The organism is Aggregatibacter aphrophilus ATCC 33389 (assembly GCF_900636915.1).
GTDB lineage: Bacteria > Pseudomonadota > Gammaproteobacteria > Enterobacterales > Pasteurellaceae > Aggregatibacter > Aggregatibacter aphrophilus.
This window is the reverse complement of sequence record NZ_LR134327.1, coordinates 1,792,723-1,813,247: the sequence shown is the minus strand read 5'-3', so window position 1 is coordinate 1,813,247 and position 20,525 is coordinate 1,792,723. Positions and strand designations below refer to the sequence as shown.

Genomic DNA, 20,525 nt, shown 5'->3' with positions numbered 1-20,525 from the left:
TACGCAATAAATTCACCAATTATTCGAGAAAAAATGACATCCTTAAAAGACGTGGCACAATTAGCCGGTGTTTCTTTGATGACGGTATCAAGAGCACTCAACAACCCGGAAAAGTTATCAAAAAAAACCTATGAAGTAGTCAAAAAAGCAATTGATGAATTACATTATGTACCGAGTCTTGCCGCGCAAAGTATTCGAGGAAGCTCTGCCAAAACCATCGGTGTGTTATCTTTTGGAACCGCCACAACCCCTTTTTCAGTTGAAATATTATTAGGGATTGAGCAAACGGTGCGCCAGTTTGGTTGGCATTCTTTTGTGATTAATTGCATAGAAAATGAAAAAGAATCACTAAAACACAGCGTAGAAGCTCTTATTGCGCAACGCCCAAATGCGATTATTATTGCGCGAAATGGCTTAAAAAAAGTCAAAGTACCGAAAGCACTACAACACTTCCCGATAGTGTTGGCGAACTGTGTAACGGACGATATCCATGTTGCAAGCTATATCCCCGATGATTTTCAAGGGCAGCTTGAACTTACTAAATTGATTATTGAGCAAGGTTATCAACGACCGCTCTTTTTACATATTCCACATAATTATATCGCCACAGAAAAACGTAAATCCGGGTTTGAAAAAGCATGGTTTTCACAAGAAAAAGCGAGTGAACCCGTATCTTTTTTTATGGAAACAGATGGCGAAGATTATAAAAGAGGTGCCAAGCCTTTAATGGAAATTTTAGAGAATAATGAAAAATTTCCGTTTGATGTCGTGATTTGTGGTAATGACCGAATTGCTTTCGTTGCTTATCAACTGCTATTGAGTAAAGGTTTTCGAATTCCTGAAGATGTGGCGGTTGTGGGATACGATAATACAGTCGGTATGTCGTATTTATTTATTCCATCTTTAACAACCGTTGAGCTGCCACATTATGAGATGGGTAAACAAGCCGCGTTACATCTTATTGAGCATAGAGAAAATTCTGATACGCATTTATTAAGATGCCCATTAATTATAGGGAAATCTTGTTAACCCTACATAGAGCAAAAAGACAGGGCTATCTATTTTTATAAAAATACAACATGGCTTCATTCTCTATTTTGATATTGTGTGGATGATAAAATATCTTGGTAGGGCTAGCGGCATTTATTTGTATCTTTAACAGTTTTAATAGAATTCAAGATATTAGCCATCGTTTGGGTTCCTAAAACACAAACATTCCAGCGAAAATTTTGCCACAGGTATAAATTCTTACTATTTGGTGCGATGTAGTTGTTGTGCTAAACCTAAAATTTCTTAGGCATTTTCCTCTATAATGAGAGCTACAATCGTGTGGTCGATTTTCTTGGCGTTTTTTGAAGTAAAAAACATTTTGAAAATCGACCGCACTTTGATCTGCTTTTCAAAGAGTGGTCGGTTTTAGCCTAACCAACCGGCTTGCTGGGCAATAAATAATGCGGCAAAGGCAGTTAAATAGAATAAGCCGATAAAGGATAACCACAATAATCCACCTTTCACGCTATGTTTGGCTTTCATGGTTAAGGATAAGTTTAACCATGCAAATATCGGCGCAGAAACAAAGGAAGCGATCATGGCAAATTTCAACATCGGGCCAACGGCGTTATTAAAGTAGAAAATAATCGCCAATCCGGAGGCCGCGGCAAGCACCATGGCAATGTTTAAGGTTCTTACCGCGCTTTCGTGTTTACCAAGTAATAAACGCAAGGATTCTACGTTGGTACGGGAATAGCCGTCGATAACGGTAATGGTCGTACCAAACATACACATGAAAGCGATGACGGCGATCAATAAACGCGCCCATTCACCAATGGTGCTGGCATACATGTTGATTAATTGTGCGATATATTTACCGCCCACCATTTCTACGGTTTCAGGTGAACCGAATTGTACCAACGCCCCAAGTGCTAAGAACACAACCGCTAAAATCGCGGTGCCGATGTAACCCACGTTAAAGTCAAACAAACCGTCTTGATAAGACACTTTGGTCAAGCGACGTTTTGCCACCACCCACATGGAGTTAATTGCCGAAATCTCAATCGGCGCCGGCATCCAGCCCATTAACGCCACCAAAAAGGCTAATTTACTTAATTCCCACGGGGAAGGCGCAACGAAATCTGCCGGTGCGACACCTTGCATACCATTACGCATGAATGCAATCACCACGGCGCTAACCGTTGTTACGGTTAATGCGATCATGATGATTTTCGATAAGCTGTCTAATAAGCGGTATTTCCCTAACAATAAAATGCCGGTAATCACGACAATTACCAATGAGCTCAACACCGGCATTGGCAACGGAATAGGGATGATAAAGGTTAAGATCGCGGCGGTTAATAAGCCCACTGCCGCAGTGTTAATCACCGTAGCAAAGATGTTCAGCGCAAGGAACAACCACAAATAGAATTTCCCTTTTTGACGATAACCTTCCAACAAGGTATTGCCGGTATCTAAGGTATATTGCACGCCGAAACGGAAGAAAGGGTATTTGAATAAATTAGCAAGAATCACAATGCTCACTAATTCCCAACCATAAATCGCACCGGCTTGGGTGGACGCAATAATATGCGAACCACCAACGGCAGCCGATGCCATGACGATTCCTGGACCTAAGGCGGCGAATTTACTCGCCCATGTAGATTTTTCTACTGAATTTGAAACTTCACTCATAAAATGTTCTCTTATCAATTGACTATAAAATACGAAAAAGGACTCATTTATAATAGAATTTAACAACTCAGTAAAGAAAATAAAATTCTGTACAAGAAGGAATTGTAGAGTAAAAAACTAATAATTACCAAATTTTAGATAATAACTTCGAAATAGAAAGCGATGCTAAACAATCGTACCAAAAAATTGATTTATTTCAGTGAATAAAATTTTTTATTTAAAAAGAAAGAGCGGTCAAAAATATCGGTATTATGTAGCAAATACACAAAACGGTTGCTGAGCTTGTCGAAGCATGAGTTTTGTGAGGTGGAGAAGCTGAAATTACTCACACTTCGACAAGCTCAGTGACCGTAATTCCAGCTTTGTGCAACTGCCACATAATTTTGAAAAATACCTGCATTTTTGACCGCGCTTTTCTTTCTAATCTAATGCTGCAACGTCTCAAAAATCTTTTCTGCCAGAGCTTTTGAAATGCCAGGGACGGAGGCAATTTCATCGAGAGTGGCATTTTTAACACCTTGTAAGCCGCCGAGGTATTTGAGGAGGGCTTGGCGACGTTTGGCGCCCACGCCTTCGATGCTTTCTAATCCGCTTTGGGTGAAATGTTGTTGGCGTTTCTTTCGGTGTCCGCTGATAGCGTGATTGTGGCTTTCATCGCGGATATGTTGGATTAAATGGAGCGCGAGGCTATCCGATGGCAAATGCAATTCTTTATCCCATTTGCTTAAAATTAGGGTTTCCAAGCCTGCACGACGATCGACGCCTTTGGCAACGCCAATTAAGTGCGGTCGGTTTTTATTCCATTTTACCTTGAGATTTTCAAACACTTGTAACGCACGGTTGAGTTGTCCTTTGCCGCCGTCAATAAAAATAATGTCGGGGATTTTGTCTTCTTCCAAATCTTTGTCGTAGCGTTTTAACAGTGCCTGTTCCATGGCTGCGTAGTCATCGCCTTTGGTAATGCCGCTGATGTTAAAACGACGGTAATCGGATTTTAGCGGTCCGTCTTGACTGAAGACTACGCAGGAAGCGATGGTTTGTTCACCCATCGTGTGGCTGATATCAAAACATTCCATGCGTTTGATAACATCAATGCCGAGTAACTCCTGCAGGGCGGCATAGCGATCATGTTGCAAGGTAGATTGTTTTAACTTGGTCACTAACGCGGCTTTGGCATTCATTTGTGCGAGTTGCAGGTATTTGCTTTTATCACCTTTGGCATGATCTTGAATGATAACTTTGCGCCCCGCTTGGTCGCTTAACAAGGTTTCCAAATCGGCTTTTTCTTCCAGTTTTTGATCCACGATAATGGTGTTCGGAATAGTTCTGCCTTGGTGTGCCTGTAAATAAAATTGCCCAACAAAGGTTTCAGTGAGTTCTGCCAGATTGGTATTACTTGGTACTTTCGGGAAGTAGCTACGATTTCCCAAAATCTTACCTTGACGTATAAACAACACCTGCACGCAAGCCACACCAAGTTGGTAGGCGATGGCGATAATATCAATGTCATCGTGGCGATCGTTGGCGACAAATTGTTTTTCAATTACCGCGCGTACCGCCTGAATTTGATCGCGAATCCGTGCCGCCTCTTCAAAATTCAGTTGCTGACTTGCCTGTTCCATTTGTTTTACCAAATGATCTAACACTTGTTGATCTTTACCCTGTAAGAACAAGCGGGCAAAATTCACTTGCTGCGCATAGGCTTCGTCTGTCACATAACCTTTTACGCAGGGGGCAAGACAACGCCCGATTTGATATTGCAAACAAGGGCGTGAGCGGTTGTTATACACGGAGTTTTCACATTGCCGAATAGGGAACAGCTTTTGCAACAAAGACAAGGTCTCACGTACCGCGCCGGCATTGGGATAAGGGCCGAAATATTCCCCTTGGATTTTTTTCGAGCCACGATAAGACGTAATACGAGGATGCGTTTCTTTGGTTAATAAAATATATGGATAAGATTTATCATCGCGTAACAACACGTTATAACGCGGTTGATAGGTTTTGATGTAATTGTGTTCAAGCAGGAGTGCTTCTGTTTCCGAGGTGGTAATCGTGGTTTCAATATGATGAATTGATGCCACCAACGCTTCCGTTTTTTTGCTGTTTAACTGCTTACGAAAATAACTGGATAAGCGTTTTTTCAGATCTTTCGCCTTGCCTACATAAATCACCGTGTTGCTATCGTCATACATACGATAAACGCCCGGTAAGTGCGGTACGTTAGCGAGGAATTTTTTTGCGTCGAAAGTGATATCAGGCACAGGAAAGATCTCTTTTGATCGCGCACGCTTCCTAGCGTGTGCTGGTCATTATGTTTATCGATTTTAGGCACGAGTTAGGAAACGCGCGCCAGCGGTTATTGGGGGCATAATTGTAAATTGCTTAATTGCATTGAGAAATACATTATTTTCTACGTTAATTCCGTCTGTCAAATCCCCCCATCCCTCTTTTTTAAAGAGGGTGAGAGGGCGTGTTAATGCGATTTCTTCGCCAAAATCGACCGCACTTTTTCCAGATCTTCGGCTGTATCCACGCCCACAGCCGGCACTTCTTTGGCGAGTTCTACATGAATTTTTTCGCCGTTCCAAAGCACGCGTAGCTGTTCCAGTTTTTCGATGTGTTCTAGTGCTGTCGGTTGCCATTGCACATATTGTTTAATGAAACCGGCGCGATAAGCATAAATCCCAATATGGCGTAAGTATTGTGTGTTCAGTTGCAATTTTGCTACGTCATCCATTTGCGCAAATTGATCGCGATCCCAAGGAATCACCGCGCGGGAGAAATAAAGCACATAGCCGTCTTTGTCGGTCAGTACTTTCACCACGTTGGGATTAAATAATTCCTCAGCCTCGTCGATATTGACCGCAAGGCTTGCCATGTTGACAGGGTATTTAGAGAGATTTTCTGCCACTTGTTTTACGATAACCGGTGGAATGAGGGGTTCGTCGCCTTGGATGTTAACGATGATTTCGTTGTCGGGAATCGCCAGTTTTTCAACCACCTCCGCCAAGCGTTCCGTACCGGAATTGTGGCTTTCTGCCGTCATGCACACTTCTGCACCAAAATTTTTGGCGGCGGCAGCCACCAGGTCGTTGTCGGTGGCGATAATCACGCGGGTTGAGCCTGATTGTTTGGCTTGTTCAAAAACATGTTGAATCATCGGTTTGCCGGCAATATCTGCCAACGGTTTTCCCGGCAAACGGCTTGAAGCATAGCGGGCGGGTATAATAACAGTAAATTGGGTCATGTTACTTTTCCTCTGATGGGCTTAATGTTTCCGCTTGTTCCGCCAATAATACCGGAATGCCGTTTTTAATCGGGTAAGCAAGTTTTTCAAAACGACAAATTAAACGTTGATGTTGCTCTTCGTATTCCAAACGTCCGTGGCAGGTCGGGCAAGCCACGATTTCTAATAATTTCCCATTCATCATATTGATCTCGATTTGTGTTTATTTTTATTCACAAGCTCATTCGTTAGCCTGTTCACCCCGAAAGAACCGTTAGGGTAGCCAACGTTGAAAATATTTCACATTTTTTGACCACACTTTTGTACGATTTTTTGGATAAATTGTTGTGCTTTTTCGCCTTGGATTTCTGTCGTTACCGGCACATACCACCAATGTTCTTCTGCAAACGTCATGCATTTTACAGCGTCTTTTTCCGTCATTAAGAGCGGTCGATTTTTGTCGAATTTTGCAAAAAGTTCGGGGCTAAATGATTGATGATCCTGAAAGGCCTGCGTTTCCATTAATTGAATACCATGTTGTTGTAACATCGTGAAAAAACGCGGTGGATTACCGATTCCGGCGATAGCGGTAGCTTGGCTAAATTCATTTAACGGACGCTGTGCTTTTGTGACTAAATTCACGGCATATTGCGGTTTTAAGGTCATTACGGCATCGCTGTATTGGTTTTCCGAACCGTTAGTGATGATGATGTCCACATTTTTTAAACGGCTTGGAAGCTCCCGTAATGGGCCAGCCGGTAACAAGAAACCATTGCCCAAACCACGTTTCGCATCCATGATCACCAGTTCAAAATCCCGTTGGAGTTTGTAGTGTTGTAAACCGTCATCGCTAATAATGACATCACACTTGGTGTGTTGTAATAAACATTCAATAGCTTGTTGGCGATTTGGTGAAATACAAACGGGAGCTTGTGTACGGGCGGCAATGAGGACGGGTTCATCACCGGCTTCAATTGGATCGCTAGTTGGTGTAATCAACAGAGGATAATTTTTGGCTTTGCTTCCGTAACCGCGTGAAATTACCCCTACATTCAGACCGCACTTAGTCAGTTCCTGCACCAACCAAATTACCGCCGGTGTTTTGCCATTGCCGCCTACGGATAGGTTACCAACAATCACTACGGGAATTGACGCGCGGTAAGATTTCAGTAGATTTAAACGAAACAGAGCGCGGCGAACGGTAGTAATCAACCAAAATAACAGGGAGAAAGGGCAGAGTAGCCATGCTATCCACGAACGGGAATACCAAAACTGCATTGTTTCTCCTTAATAAAGTTATTGACTGAATTGCATATTATACAATTGTTTGTAAGCACCGCCTTGTGCCAATAATTCTTTATGGTTGCCGCGTTCTTTGATTTGGCCGTGCTCAATCACCAAGATTTCATCGGCTTTTTCAATGGTAGATAAACGATGAGCGATCACTAAAACGGTACGATCTTTTTGGATTTCCTCCAATGCCGCTTGAATGGCACGTTCCGATTCCGTATCTAAGGCGGATGTGGCTTCGTCTAAAATTAATACCGGTGAATTACGCAACAAAGCACGGGCGATGGCTAAACGCTGGCGTTGACCACCCGATAAACTGGCTCCGTTTTCGCCGATAACGGTATCCAAACCGTTTTCCAAATGGTCGATAAATTCCATCGCGTGCGCTGCTTTTGCCGCGTTAATAATTTCTTCACGACTGTATTTGTCTTTTGCCGCATACGCAATATTGTTGGCAATAGTGTCGTTAAACAAGTGTACTTGTTGGGATACCACTGCGCAATTTTCGCGTAAATCGGACAAACGATAATCTTGGATATTGACGCCGTCTAATAGGATTTCACCTTGTGTCACATCATAGAAACGGGTCACTAAATTGGCGATAGTGGATTTCCCCGAGCCGGAGCGTCCCACCAAGGCAACTGTTTTGCCATGAGGAATGTGGAAAGAAATGTTATCTAATGCTAACTCTTCTTTACCTTGATAGCTAAATGTTACGTTTTTAAATTCAATTTCACCTTTCACTTTTTCTGCTTTATAGGTACCGGTGTCTTTTTCCGTTTCCATATCCAAAATGCCGAACAGCGTTTGACAGGCCGCCATACCACGTTGGAATTGGGAATTCACATTAGTTAAAGATTTTAACGGACGCATTAAAGCAAGCATGGAAGAGAAGACGACAGTGAACGTCCCGGCACTGAGGTTTTGACTCATAATAGAAGGAAATGTCGCCAAATAAAGCACTGCAGCCAAGGCGAAAGAAGCGATAATTTGCACTACCGGATCGGCGATTGCGTCGGCTGCCGTCATTTTCATGCCCTTGCGGCGCATATCGTTACTGACATGATTGAAACGTTCTTCTTCTATTAATTGACCACCAAAAGACAGCACCACTTTATGCCCTTTTAACATTTGCTCTGCTGTTGACGTAAGCTCACCCATGGAATTTTGCATATTGCGACTCAGGGTGCGAAATTTTTTCGAAACCAAGCTGATTAATATGCCGATAATCGGTCCGATAATGAATAGCACCAAAGAAAGCTGCCAGCTGGTATAGAGCATGATGCAAAGTAATGAAATTAAATAAGCCCCTTCGCGTACAATCGTGATTAAAGAACCGGAGGAGGCATTGGCTATCATTTCTGAATCGTAGGTGATACGGGAAAGTAATTTACCGGAGGAATTACTGTCGAAAAAACTCACGGGCATAAACATTAAATGCTTAAACAAGCGACGGCGCATGGTCATAACCACTTTGCCGGAAACCCATGCTAAACAATAATTAGAAATAAAACTTGAAATACCACGAAAGATAATGAGCAATACCACAAAAACCGACATCTGTTTTAAAAAGGAGGCGTCCGCCTTACCGAAACCGTCGTCTAATAAGGGTTTAAGTAAGAAAATTAAGCCGGAATCGGTTAACGCGTTTAAAACCAACGCAACACCGGAAACAATCAAACCTGTTTTGTAGGGGCTGATCGTGGGCCATAAACGTTTGAAGGTTTGCATGGTGGAAAGATCTTGATCTTGCATAATAATTTCTGTCTTCAGGTCAAAAATAATGGCGCATTGTACCTTTATTTCGTCTGTAAGCCAATTAATCTGCGATACCACGGCGAAAATTCTGTCCGCGCAGTTTGAATTTTTATCTCCTTATCCTGAAACAATAAACGGATTTGTCCGTGTTCCGCCGTGTTATAAATTTGTGTATTTTGTCGTCTTAAACGAGCAACTACGTCTTTGTGGGGAAAATGCCAAGGATTCCAACGTCCGCTGGAAATCAGCGCGATCTTAGGTTCCGTTTGTCGCACCAACGCTTCACCGGTGGAGGTTTTACTGCCATGGTGTCCCACTTGCAATACATCAATTTTTCCAAGTTTTGGCAAGATCTTATATTCCACCCCAAGATCCGCATCGCCTGTGAGTAAAATTTGATGTTGTCCATCACTTAGTAATAGTGTGCAAGAATCCTTATTTTCCGCCCTTGGCACGATATTATCGGGAGAGAGTACGGAGAAACTTAACCCCTGCCAATGCCATTTCTCACCGGTTTGGCACAAAGTGCGGTCGATTTTGCGATCGTTTTTTTCCCCATAGATTTTGTCTGACGGGCTAATGAATTTCACAGTCGGGTATGCCGCTAAAATATCTTTTGCTCCGCCGGCGTGATCGTTGTCATCATGGCTTATGATCAACCAATCAAGTTCAATACCTTCCCGTTGTAAATAAGGCAAAATTTCTAATCTTGCCATGCTGCCGCCGTTCCAACTTGGGCCGGTATCATAGAGCACGCCTTTGCCATTTTTAACGATTAACGTGGCGAGCCCTTGCCCTACATCTAAGGTTTCTAATTGCCAATGAGGGCGTGAAATTGACTGGTAAATCAATGAAGTAATGCAAAACACCACTAATCCGCCGCCGATGGCATACGCCTTGATTGGTAACCCTAAATCAAGTTTACGCGCGGGGTTCAAATGAAATCCTTTATTACGGGATTGTTTGGCTAATTCGATGGGGGATGCGATAGGTTTCGGGGTTTTATAAACAAAATGTAATGCGCTTAAAAACGCAATCGTGAGCAAAAGCGTTAGCCATAAACTTTGTTGAAGTGAAACCGTGAGCCATCCGTCTTGCCCATAAGCCAAAAGTGCGGTGATTTTTTCCGATAAATTATTGGCGGCCTGCCATGAATACAAGGCGCCTTGGGTGAATACGGCAAACAACACTAAGGGAACCAACAAAAAGCTGTATATGGGCATGGCGATTAAATTGGCTATAAAGCCATTTAAAGAGAGTCCGTTAAAAAAGAAAAGTTGAATTGGGGTAAACAACCATAACAGCCCCAATTGCAGATGAAACAGCGAAAAAATCCACCGCACTTTGTGCCATGGTGAATGGGTAAGGGATGATTGGCGCCATTGTAATAGCGATAGTGGAAAGAATTGATACCAAATCATCAAACTTGTGACGGCGCTGACGGACAGCCAGAAACTGGTAGAAAGCAACATAAGCGGATCGATCAAAATCAATAATGCCAACACCCGCCACAATAAACGCCAAGGCGTCCAGTATAGCCTTAGGCCTTGAATGGCATAGAGAATAGCGAGGGCAACCATGGCGCGCAGGGTGGGAATTGCCATGCCCGCCAACTGACTATAAAGCAAGGCAAATAGCAAACCGCATAGTATCGGCAATGTCGGCGTGAGATAGCGGGTTGGCAGAAAAAATTGCAATAGGCGTGCCAGGCCATATCCTAGCAACATGGCAAGGCCGATATGCAAGCCGGAAATGGCGATTAAATGTGCCGTATTAGTTTTTTGATAAATTTGCCAAGTTTCGTTGTCTAACCATGCACGTTCGCCAAAACCAAGGGCTAATAGTAGACCTTGTTGGGATAGATTTTCTGTTTGTTTTAGGGCGTTATTGAGAGCCGTTTGTCGCCAGGAAAAAACGTTTTTTATTTTGACCGCACTTTGCACGCTTGCCCATGCGCTAATGTGTTTGCCGAAATACCATTGTTGGCGGTCGAAGCCGTTAAAGTTTAAACGGGACGATATTGGACGCAGACGTAAATCGCCCTCATAATGTTCGCCGATTTGCACGATTTGCGGCACTTTCCATTGAGCATAAATACGTTGTTCCGGTAAGTCTTCGGCGAGTTTGGCGGCAATGACTACAGTTTGAAACTCTTGTTGGTTCAACACTTCTTGTACGGTGAATTCGGTGTGAAGGATTTTCGGCAAATTGGCAATGTTGTCCGCTTGTTTGAGCAGTGACAGGGCAGGGAAATGCACATAAACCAGCTGGGCAAGAAACAGCAATAAATAGGTGAGTAGCGTTAATAACTTGGTTAATTTTAAGCAGTAACAAAGTAACGTTATAAATAGTAACGGGAGGAAAATATACAATGCAACCTGCCACGATAAAAGCCATTTATCGGGCAAAAATAATAGTGTTAGCCCACTGAAAATCAGTGTGCCGGCAAATTTATCTAACGAAATATTCACATTTTTAACCGCACTTTTATCATCCGAAAGAGGGTTAATATGAAAGAAATAAGTATGTTAGAAAAAATATGGGAATAAATAATGCGGGCCGAATCGCAAATTTGAAAAATTTTCGGAGAAAACCGTAGAATGATGTGTAAATTCATTTGATCATTTTCGGAAGTTCTGTTATTTATTACGCCTTCAAAATTTAGGTCCGTTTTAATCGGTGTTACCTTGATAACTAGAGAAGCAACACTTATTGTGGGGTTTTAGAAGTATTAAATGGATGAATTTTTTATTAGGAGATACAAATGAGTAAAGCGTCTTTGAGTCTATTAGCTTTAGCCGGTGTTGAGCCGTACAAAGAAAAAAAAGGCGAAGAGTATATGAATGAGCACCAAGTGTTACATTTCAAAAAAATCCTCCAGGCCTGGCATGATCAAATTAGAGATGAAGCGTCTCGAACCGTTGCTCATATGCAAGACGAAGCGTCTAATTTCCCGGATCCATCCGACAGAGCAACACAAGAAGAAGAGTTTAGCTTGGAATTACGCACGCGTGATCGTGAACGTAAATTAATGAAAAAAATCGAAAGCACATTGAAAAAATTGGACACTGATGATTTCGGTTATTGTGAGTCTTGTGGGGTTGAAATCGGTATTAAGCGTTTAGAAGCGCGTCCAACCGCCGATCTTTGTATTGATTGTAAAACCTTAGCGGAGATTCGTGAAAAACAAATGGTCGGTTAAATCACGACAGAATGGATAAAAGTGCGGTCAAAAAACATAATATTTTATGACCGCACTTTTTAATTTATTTTTTGTAATTAACGGAGATGTCTTATCTTTACTTATATTAAAAATCTTTTGAGCAAAAAAATAAAGAATAAAGCTAGCGCTCAAAATGAATTTAAAGTCCCATCTAAAAAACAATCTATTATAGAAACTGAACCTGTTAAAAATAAGGCTCACAGTCTTTCCCATAACAAAAAAAAACTTCATAAAAAAGATTTTAAATACAGTATTAAAGCTTCAATTCATGGCATTACACCACGCATGATTAATCGTAATGCGTTAACCGTGGTGGAAAAACTACAACGTCAAGGCTATGAAGCCTATGTGGTCGGTGGTTGTTTGCGTGATTTGTTGCTTGGTAAGAAACCCAAAGATTTTGATGTGGCAACAAATGCGCGTCCGGAACAAATTCAAGAGATTTTCCAACGTCAATGTCGTTTGGTGGGGCGTCGTTTCCGCTTGGCACATATTATGTTTGGACGTGAAATTATTGAGGTGGCCACATTCCGCGCCAATCATGCCGAGAGCCACAATGAAAAACATGCCAAACAAAGTGAAGAGGGGATGCTACTGCGAGACAATGTGTACGGTACATTGGAACAAGATGCGGAGCGTCGGGACTTTAGCGTCAATGCCTTGTATTACAACCCACAAGATAACACTCTAAAAGATTTCTTTAATGGCATTGAGGATTTGAAAAACGGTAAATTGCGTTTAATTGGTGATCCTGTTACCCGTTATCAGGAAGATCCCGTGAGAATGCTGCGTTCTATTCGGTTTATGGCAAAATTGGAAATGTTTTTGGATAAACCAAGTGAAATGCCAATTAAAGAATTAGCGCATTTGTTGAAAAACATTCCACCGGCACGTTTATTTGAAGAAAGTTTAAAATTATTACAAGCTGGTTATGGCGTGAAAACTTATCGGTTATTGCGTCAATATGGCTTATTTGAGCAGCTTTTCCCGTTGTTAAGCAAATATTTCACCGAGTATGAAGACAGCATGGCAGAAAAAATGATTCTGCGTTCGCTAACCTCCACCGATGAGCGCGTAGTTGATAAACTGCCGCTTAATCCCGCGTTTTTGTTTGCGGCATTTTTTTGGTATCCCTTGCGTGAGCAGGTGGAAGTACTGAAAAATGAGGGCGGATTGAATAATCATGATGCCTACGCGTTAGCATCAAATGATGTGCTTGAACTATTGTGCAACAGTTTAGCCGTGCCGCGTCGCCACACTACAGTGATTCGTGATATTTGGTCATTGCAATTACAGTTCTTAAAACGCACACAAAAATCCGTGCAACGTGCCATGGAGCATACCAAGTTTCGTGCCGGTTTTGACTTGTTAGCAATGCGTGCGGAAATTGAAGGTGGTGAAACGGTAGATTTGGCTACTTGGTGGCATGAATATCAGTTTAGCAATGATACACAGCGACAAAATCTGATGAATGCATTGCCAAATCAACCAAAGCGTAAATATCATCGTCGCAAACATAGCGGTTCAAGTAAGAAGGCGATTCATGAATAAGGTTTATATTGCTTTAGGTAGCAATTTGTCCGATCCGCAGGCGCAATTAATGGCTGCGCTACGTGCCATGAATGCCCTGCCGAATACACAAGTTATCGCTGTGAGTTCGTTCTATCAAAGCCAACCTCTTGGTCCGCAAGATCAACCGGATTATGTCAATGCCGTTGCCTGTTTGGAAACGGATCTTGCGCCTCTTGTCTTATTAGATGAATTACAACGCATTGAACATGAACAAGGTCGAGTTCGTCTGCGTCGTTGGGGCGAACGTACCTTGGATTTGGATATATTGCTTTATAGCGATCAGATTCTTCAATCAGAGCGCCTTACCGTTCCTCATTATGATATGCACCATCGTGAATTCGTGGTGATTCCACTCGTTGAAATTGCACCGGATCTTGTTTTGCCCAAAGGAGAATCTGTTTCCGAATTGGCAAAACAGTTTGCTCATCACCAGATGAGTATTGTGAAAGAGAAAGGCGAAATTCACCTAGAAAAGTGACCGCACTTTTATTCAAATAAGCCGATAAAAAAGTGTATTTAGTATACTTTAGATAAATTTACTTTTGTTCATGATGGTTATCAATCGATGTAACGAAAGTCACAGTATTCTAGCATTTTCTTGAATAAAGTGCTTACCGTCAAAATTTAGCACTTGACTTATGCTGATTTAGTACTTTTCGGTATCATTGAGTAACACATCGGTTTGTGTTACTTAGTACGGTAAAGATTACATTTTCATCTTTGTGATTGTGGCATTTTAATTGTTTGCTTTTTTCAGTTCTTTTTTCCCCACCATGAAATGATCACCTTGAAAAATTTTTCAAAAACCTTCTTTCACTATAGCAATGTTCACACTAGTAGAAAGTACGATGCCTATGCCTGGTTCCACTACTGCAAAAATATGTTTTTTATAAGAAATATCGCTCGATTATAGCGGTGCTTCTTTTTTAAAGTTTTTATTTCATACTAAGAATTTTTTGTAAGCCCCGATGTGATAAATAACAGAAGATGAAACACATTATGGCTCCGCACATAATGGTATAAAAACCACTATTCCAACCAAATCTATCAACAACAAAACCAAATAAAGTCGTACCGAAAGTCGAACCTACTATATAACTCATAAACCCCCGTAAACCAACAGCCGAACCTAAGGCAAAACTTGGGATAACTTCCATTGCTTGCACTGCAACCATAGATTGAGGGATGTAAACTAAACAACCAACGATAGAAGAGAAAAGAATAATGGAAAAAATAGAGTCAGAATTCATATATCCAAATACACAGAAGAAGACAATTGTCATGCAAATCATTGGAAGATACATGATTTTGCCTCGGAAGAATTTATCAATGAGCCAACCTGCAATTAGAGTGGATGGAATTGCTGCCCACTCAAAGATCATAAAGGCTGCTCCCATATCTGCTTTGGTGAGGCCTTTTTCTTTTAACAAATATAATGGAATCCAAGTCAGCATGCCAAAACGTACCATATAGGTGAAAATATCGACACCAACTAAAAACCATGAATTTGGATTTTTCACGACAAATTTATAGAAAATTTGGAAGGCATTCATATTTTCCGGCTTTTCAACTACGTGTGTTTTTAATTTTGTATTTACGGTTTCTTCGTTATACATTTCTTCTACAGTTGGTAAGTTTTCTTCAGCGGGGCGACGTTTTACAAAACACAACACTAAAAAAACGCCAACTAGTGCAAAGAAACTTGGTACAACATAAGTGGAAAATTCCCACTGTTCTGAACCAAAATATGCCAAACTAGCACCGACAATTGGTGCAACAATACCACCACCTAGATTGTGGGATACATTCCAAGTTGTACTAGCCCGACCTCGTTGGCTACGTGGATACCAATAGCCAACGGTAATAATTGATGGACCAACTCCCATACCTTGGAATATACCTAATAAAATCACTAATCCAACAAATAAATAGAAGCTTGTTGAAAACCCCATTAGGATATTAATGATGATACACAATATCAAGCCAAGCGCCATAAAATATCGAGGGTTTGCTTTGTCTGCCAAAATACTCATTGCACCTTTGCTGCAACCATAAGTAATAAGTAGGGATGATGTGAGTAAACCGATTTGTGTTTTCGATAATTCCAATTTTTCAGCGAGATAAGGCGTTGAGAGTACAAAGTTATTACGTACAATGTAATAACACATATATCCAATGAATACCCCTATTAAGGAATGTAATTGATACTTAAGAAATTTATTTTTAATGTCAGTAGAAATAGCTGGATTCATTCCTTTCATTCGTGTTGGCTGTATGCTAATTTTACTATTCATGATCAGTCCTTTTAGATTGAAATTTGGTATTAAAAATAGAGTGAAATTATTTTACTGATAACAAAAGAGTAATTTTGTGAACTAAATCACACTTTGACGTATACTTAGTATTGAGAAGAAGTAAAACTTTTAATACCTTCAAAAAGGTTTAACTAACGAAAAAATACGGACATTTTTTATTTTCGACAATGTGGGGGAAGTAGCTCCGGACGATATTCAAAATGGACGGAATCGTAGTGATACCATTTGCCACCTCAGATAAACCCATGCTTTTCAAAAATACCGACGATTTGTTTGAGTTTCGGATCTTGAATGAATTTTTGCGGATAAGCGCAAGGGGCGTTCGCTTTGCAACCGCTCCATTGCCAATAGGTGCCAAGCCCGTTCGGCAAAGTGAAATCAATAGCGATACCGAAGGCGTGTGCACTACGACGTTTGGTGCCGCTGATGACTCGGTAATTAAAGGTACCAACAGGTTTCGTGAGATAAGCGGATAATGAAGGATGTTGCATGATCTTTTCACCAACAGCCTGTAAGGCTTGCGCGGCACCGTTTACTTGATTAAATTGCAGATTTTTCCCGCTTGGCGCCCAACGTATGGAAACCAAATGTTGGCGAACGGCGGTTTCTGTTTCGCCATACATGGCAGCAAAGAAGGCATCGTTACGAATTCTACCGGGATCAGCATTTTGTTCGGGAATTGGGAAATCTAGCGGATAAGGTTGGGCAAGTTGGTCGAGCAATTCGCCGTGAGTCAATTTGGCGTTAAAATCGCCATTAAAGGCTTTTAACGGTAGTTTTTGTCGATTAACGATTAATTCACCTGTTTGGTATTGCATGCTGTTCGGGTATGCTGATTGGTAGCAAAGCCCAGCTTGTTCAGGCGTGACGACATGTGCAAAGCTAATAATGCAAGTCAAAATAGAGGTAAAGAATAATTTTTTCATAGTCGAAGTGAATATAAGAAAGGCTTTCATTATTGAAAGCCTTTATTTTCGCATTTAAAGTGCGGTCATTTTTTCAAACGTTTTTTATGACGTTTATTGTGTTGCTTGAATTGCAGTTAAAGCAATGGTGTACACAATGTCATCTACTAATGCGCCACGGGATAAGTCGTTCACCGGTTTGCGCATACCTTGTAACATCGGACCGATAGAAACAAGGTCGGCAGAACGTTGAACCGCTTTGTAGGTGGTGTTACCGGTATTCAAATCAGGGAAGATGAATACGGTGGCTTGACCGGCAACCGGAGAATTCGGTGCTTTAGAACGTGCCACATCTTCCATTACCGCCGCATCGTATTGTAATGGACCATCAATGAGTAAATCAGGACGTTTTTCTTTCGCAATGCGGGTCGCTTCTTTCACTTTTTCTACGTCAGCACCGCTACCTGATGTACCGGTGGAGTAGGAAATCATTGCCACTTTTGGATCGATGCCGAAGGATTTGGCGGATTCGGCAGATTGAATGGCGATTTCCGCTAATTGTTCTGCTGTTGGATCCGGATTCACCGCACAGTCACCGTAAACAAGCACTTGATCCGGCAGCAACATGAAGAAGATGGAAGAAATAATGGAACTACCCGGTGCTGTTTTGATAATTTGCATTGGTGGGCGAATAGTGTTGGCAGTGGTGTGAACCGCGCCGGAAACCAAACCGTCTACTTCGTTGGCTTCCAGCATCATGGTGCCAAGTACGACATTATCTTCCAATTGCTCGCGCGCCATGGTTTCGGTCATGCCTTTGGCTTTACGCAATTCCACTAAACGGGCAACGTAGTTTTCACGCACGCTGGCTGGGTCGATCACGGTAATGCCTTTGACTAATTTTACGCCTTGTGATTCGGCAACGCGTTTAACATCATCCGGTTTTGCCAACAGCACGCATTCTGCAATGCCACGCTCGGCACAAAGAATAGCAGCTTTGATAGTACGCGGTTCGTCACCTTCCGGTAACACAATGCGTTTGTTAGCTGCACGGGCAAGTTCGGTTAATTGGAAACGGAACGCCGGTGGTGATAAACGACGTAAGCGACCGGAGGCTTCCACCAAACCGTTAACGAAAGAGGCATCTAATTTTTCACTGGTGTAGCGTTTGATATTTTCAATGCGTTCTTTATCGTCAACCGGTACTTCAAGATTGAAACTTTGTAGGTTTAATGCGGTTTGCCATGTGTTGCCTTCAATGCGGAAGACCGGTAATTTTTTGCTTTCAAAAACGTGTTGGCAAAGTTTTTTGATTTGCGGATCTAATTTATAGCCGCCGGTTAATAATAAACCGCCGATTTCAATACCGTTGGATACTGCAAGGGCTGCTGCCACGATAACATCAGGACGGTCGGCAGAAACCACTAATAAACTACCTGCACGGAAGTGTTCAACCATGTTTGGTAGGCTTCTTGCGCAGAAAGTGATACCACGAATTCGACGGTTGACATCGCCTTCATTGAGAATGGATGCGCCTAAATGTTTGATTAAATCAATCGCTCGGGTGGCGATGAGATCAGCGGACCATGGAATGCAAGCTAATAATTTAATTTGGCTTTGAGCGAATAATTTAACCAATTCGGATTCGCTGTTGTGGCTGTGTTGGAAGGAATCGAAAATTTCGCTTAAATCAGGACGGGTTCTGCCGGATTCATCAATTGGGGCGTTAAATTTATTGACGATAACACCCAGTAGGTTTTTATTGCCTTTACCGCCGAATAGAGACGCTGCAGCCTCAACACGTTCTTTTAACTGAGCTGAGGTTTCTGTGGCAGGTGCTGCAACTAACACGATTTCCGCATCAAGCGCTTGAGCAATTTCGTAGTTAATGCTGTTGGCGAAGGAATGTTTACGAGTTGGAATCAAGCCTTCCACGATAACAATTTCATTGTTTTTAGACAGTCTTTGGTGATTTTCAACAATTTTTTCGAGTAACACATCAGATTGGTTCTGACCGATCAGGGATTCTGCCACGCTTAACATAAACGGCTCGGCTGTTTCTAAGGCCGTGCTACTACGTACAATAGACGTGGTGCGATCGATAACGTCTTCACCGGTATTTGGCTGGGAAATAGGTTTCATGAAACCGACTTTTGCGCCTTTTTGTTCAAGTGCGTTGATTAAACCAAGACTTACGCTGGTTAAACCTACGCCGGTGCTAATCGGAATTAAAATGATAGTACGGGACATAATTTACCTTTGATTGGAAGATATGGTTAAAAAGAAACTGCCGAATAAATCGGCAGTTTATAGATTACGTGTTAGATGCAAAGACGTGCGGTGTCTTGTGCGATCACTAATTCTTCATTAGTTGGAATTACCATAGCGATTGGTGTGTTGTCAGCGGTAATTACGCCTTCATTACCAAAACGGGCTGCAAGGTTTTTCTCTTGATCCAACTTGTAACCGAACAATTTTAAGTGATTTAAGGTAATCTCACGAACGTGCGCAGAGTTTTCACCGATACCGCCGGTAAATACGATAGCATCTAAACGTTCACCGATAACGGCCATGTAAGAACCGATGTATTTCGCTAAACGATAGCAATAAACGCCTAATGCGCGTTTTGCCGGAATTTCTTTTTCATAGTTATCTTCTGCATAACGGCAGTCGCTGGTAACTTCGGTTAAACCAAGTAAACCGGATTTTTTGGTTAATGTATTATTAATTTCTTCTACGGACATTCCCAATGTGTCATGCATGTAGAAAACGATTGCAGGATCAATATCACCACAACGGGTACCCATGACCAAACCTTCTAGCGGAGTTAAACCCATAGAAGTATCAATACATTCACCGTGACGAATTGCAGATACGGAACCGCCGTTACCTAAGTGACAAGTAATCACGTTTATTTTATCTTCAGGTACACTTAAACGTTTTGCAGCTTCACGGCTTACATAGTAGTGGCTGGTGCCGTGTGCACCGTAACGACGAACACCGTGTTCGCGGTATAAAGAATAAGGTAATGCGTATAAGTAAGCTTCTTCCGGCATGGTTTGATGGAACGCAGTATCGAATACCACTACGTTTTTATCTTTCAAGTGCGGGAATAATTTAAAGGATTCTTTGATACCAATTAAGTGTGCAGGGTTGTGTAACGGTGCAAATTGAATTGCATCTTCGATACCTTTAACCACTTCATCGGTAACGATAACGGAAGAGGTGAATTTTTCACCACCGTGTACGATACGATGACCGATCGCCACAACGCCTTTTTGTAATTCCGGATCGAGAGAGAAAATACTATTTACGATAAAGTTCAACGCTTCGGAGTGAGCCGCGCCGGCACCTAAATCCGCCTGTCCTTTTTCACCGTGCAATTTCCATTTAATACGAGCTTCAGGTAAATAGAATGCTTCAGCTAAACCGGATAATTTTTCCTCGCCGGTAACAGGGTTAAGAATTGAGAATTTTAGAGAAGAACTCCCACAATTGAGGATTAGGACTAATTTTTCAGACATAAGCGACCTATCTTGATTTGAGTT

15 protein-coding genes are annotated in these 20,525 nt (G+C 41.8%); 4 read left to right on the top strand and 11 right to left on the bottom strand.

Annotated features, from left to right (window positions below; all coding sequences use genetic code 11):
- Positions 1 to 33 precede the first annotated feature (33 nt).
- Positions 34 to 1,029, top strand: coding sequence for a LacI family DNA-binding transcriptional regulator (locus tag EL144_RS08685; RefSeq protein ID WP_005704164.1), 996 nt, complete (start codon positions 34 to 36; stop codon positions 1,027 to 1,029).
- A 387-nt stretch (positions 1,030 to 1,416) separates the two neighbouring features.
- Here the strand turns inward: EL144_RS08685 and EL144_RS08680 are convergent, their stop codons facing one another.
- The 7 genes from EL144_RS08680 to EL144_RS08650 form a co-directional block, all read right to left on the bottom strand.
- Positions 1,417 to 2,685, bottom strand: a complete 1,269-nt coding sequence (locus tag EL144_RS08680; RefSeq protein WP_005704165.1) for an NRAMP family divalent metal transporter — start codon at positions 2,683 to 2,685, stop codon at positions 1,417 to 1,419.
- A gap of 425 nt (positions 2,686 to 3,110) precedes the next feature.
- Entirely contained in the window at positions 3,111 to 4,940 is a 1,830-nt protein-coding gene (uvrC, locus tag EL144_RS08675) for an excinuclease ABC subunit UvrC (RefSeq protein WP_044055312.1), read from the bottom strand.
- Positions 4,941 to 5,161: 221 nt separating this feature from the next.
- Positions 5,162 to 5,935: a 3-deoxy-manno-octulosonate cytidylyltransferase gene (gene kdsB, locus EL144_RS08670; protein WP_005704168.1), complete on the bottom strand. Its 774-nt coding sequence runs from the start codon at positions 5,933 to 5,935 to the stop codon at positions 5,162 to 5,164.
- 1 nt (position 5,936) lies between these two features.
- Complete coding sequence (locus tag EL144_RS08665) at positions 5,937 to 6,116, bottom strand: Trm112 family protein (RefSeq protein ID WP_032995260.1); 180 nt, start codon at positions 6,114 to 6,116, stop codon at positions 5,937 to 5,939.
- A 98-nt stretch (positions 6,117 to 6,214) separates the two neighbouring features.
- Positions 6,215 to 7,192, bottom strand: coding sequence for a tetraacyldisaccharide 4'-kinase (gene lpxK / locus EL144_RS08660; RefSeq protein ID WP_005704170.1), 978 nt, complete (start codon positions 7,190 to 7,192; stop codon positions 6,215 to 6,217).
- Positions 7,193 to 7,210: 18 nt separating this feature from the next.
- A complete protein-coding gene (gene msbA / locus EL144_RS08655; protein WP_005704171.1) occupies positions 7,211 to 8,959 on the bottom strand; it encodes a lipid A ABC transporter ATP-binding protein/permease MsbA in 1,749 nt (582 codons plus the stop codon).
- 44 nt (positions 8,960 to 9,003) lie between these two features.
- Positions 9,004 to 11,433 (bottom strand): DNA internalization-related competence protein ComEC/Rec2, encoded by a 2,430-nt coding sequence (locus EL144_RS08650; RefSeq protein WP_005704172.1) that lies wholly within the window; start codon positions 11,431 to 11,433, stop codon positions 9,004 to 9,006.
- A 293-nt stretch (positions 11,434 to 11,726) separates the two neighbouring features.
- On the opposite strand from EL144_RS08650, the gene dksA reads away from it, so the two are divergent.
- The 3 genes from dksA to folK all read left to right on the top strand — a co-directional run bounded on the left by dksA (position 11,727) and on the right by folK (position 14,235).
- Positions 11,727 to 12,164 carry an RNA polymerase-binding protein DksA gene (dksA, locus tag EL144_RS08645; RefSeq protein ID WP_005556693.1) on the top strand — a complete coding sequence of 146 codons (438 nt, stop codon included), beginning with the start codon at positions 11,727 to 11,729 and terminating at the stop codon, positions 12,162 to 12,164.
- 273 nt (positions 12,165 to 12,437) lie between these two features.
- Positions 12,438 to 13,736, top strand: coding sequence for a polynucleotide adenylyltransferase PcnB (pcnB, locus tag EL144_RS08640; RefSeq protein ID WP_407923678.1), 1,299 nt, complete (start codon positions 12,438 to 12,440; stop codon positions 13,734 to 13,736).
- Entirely contained in the window at positions 13,729 to 14,235 is a 507-nt protein-coding gene (folK, locus tag EL144_RS08635) for a 2-amino-4-hydroxy-6-hydroxymethyldihydropteridine diphosphokinase (protein ID WP_005704177.1), read from the top strand. Before pcnB ends, folK begins: the two co-directional genes overlap by 8 nt.
- A 457-nt stretch (positions 14,236 to 14,692) precedes the next feature.
- On the opposite strand, the gene EL144_RS08630 is transcribed toward folK, so the two are convergent.
- From EL144_RS08630 to EL144_RS08615, 4 genes are all read right to left on the bottom strand, one after another.
- The gene (locus EL144_RS08630; protein WP_005700660.1) at positions 14,693 to 16,051 is read right to left on the bottom strand and encodes an MFS transporter; all 1,359 of its coding nucleotides are present in this window, start codon (positions 16,049 to 16,051) and stop codon (positions 14,693 to 14,695) included.
- Between the two features lie 254 nt (positions 16,052 to 16,305).
- Positions 16,306 to 17,028, bottom strand: coding sequence for a M15 family metallopeptidase (locus EL144_RS08625; protein ID WP_232010617.1), 723 nt, complete (start codon positions 17,026 to 17,028; stop codon positions 16,306 to 16,308).
- 63 nt (positions 17,029 to 17,091) lie between these two features.
- On the bottom strand, positions 17,092 to 19,227 hold the full coding sequence (gene pta, locus EL144_RS08620; protein ID WP_005704181.1) for a phosphate acetyltransferase: 2,136 nt from the start codon (positions 19,225 to 19,227) through the stop codon (positions 17,092 to 17,094).
- Positions 19,228 to 19,298: 71 nt separating this feature from the next.
- Positions 19,299 to 20,501 carry an acetate kinase gene (locus EL144_RS08615; RefSeq protein WP_032995243.1) on the bottom strand — a complete coding sequence of 401 codons (1,203 nt, stop codon included), beginning with the start codon at positions 20,499 to 20,501 and terminating at the stop codon, positions 19,299 to 19,301.
- Positions 20,502 to 20,525 lie beyond the last annotated feature (24 nt).

Excerpts from the sequence above, each read along its gene's own strand:
- EL144_RS08685 (WP_005704164.1), top strand. The coding sequence starts at position 34 with ATGACATCCTTAAAAGACGTGGCACAATTAGCCGGTGTTTCTTTGATG.
- EL144_RS08680 (WP_005704165.1), bottom strand. The coding sequence starts at position 2,685 with ATGAGTGAAGTTTCAAATTCAGTAGAAAAATCTACATGGGCGAGTAAA.
- kdsB (WP_005704168.1), bottom strand. The coding sequence starts at position 5,935 with ATGACCCAATTTACTGTTATTATACCCGCCCGCTATGCTTCAAGCCGT.
- EL144_RS08665 (WP_032995260.1), bottom strand. The coding sequence starts at position 6,116 with ATGAATGGGAAATTATTAGAAATCGTGGCTTGCCCGACCTGCCACGGA.
- lpxK (WP_005704170.1), bottom strand. The coding sequence starts at position 7,192 with ATGCAGTTTTGGTATTCCCGTTCGTGGATAGCATGGCTACTCTGCCCT.
- msbA (WP_005704171.1), bottom strand. The coding sequence starts at position 8,959 with ATGCAAGATCAAGATCTTTCCACCATGCAAACCTTCAAACGTTTATGG.
- dksA (WP_005556693.1), top strand. The coding sequence starts at position 11,727 with ATGAGTAAAGCGTCTTTGAGTCTATTAGCTTTAGCCGGTGTTGAGCCG.
- folK (WP_005704177.1), top strand. The coding sequence starts at position 13,729 with ATGAATAAGGTTTATATTGCTTTAGGTAGCAATTTGTCCGATCCGCAG.
- EL144_RS08630 (WP_005700660.1), bottom strand. The coding sequence starts at position 16,051 with ATGAATAGTAAAATTAGCATACAGCCAACACGAATGAAAGGAATGAAT.
- EL144_RS08625 (WP_232010617.1), bottom strand. The coding sequence starts at position 17,028 with ATGAAAGCCTTTCTTATATTCACTTCGACTATGAAAAAATTATTCTTT.
- pta (WP_005704181.1), bottom strand. The coding sequence starts at position 19,227 with ATGTCCCGTACTATCATTTTAATTCCGATTAGCACCGGCGTAGGTTTA.
- EL144_RS08615 (WP_032995243.1), bottom strand. The coding sequence starts at position 20,501 with ATGTCTGAAAAATTAGTCCTAATCCTCAATTGTGGGAGTTCTTCTCTA.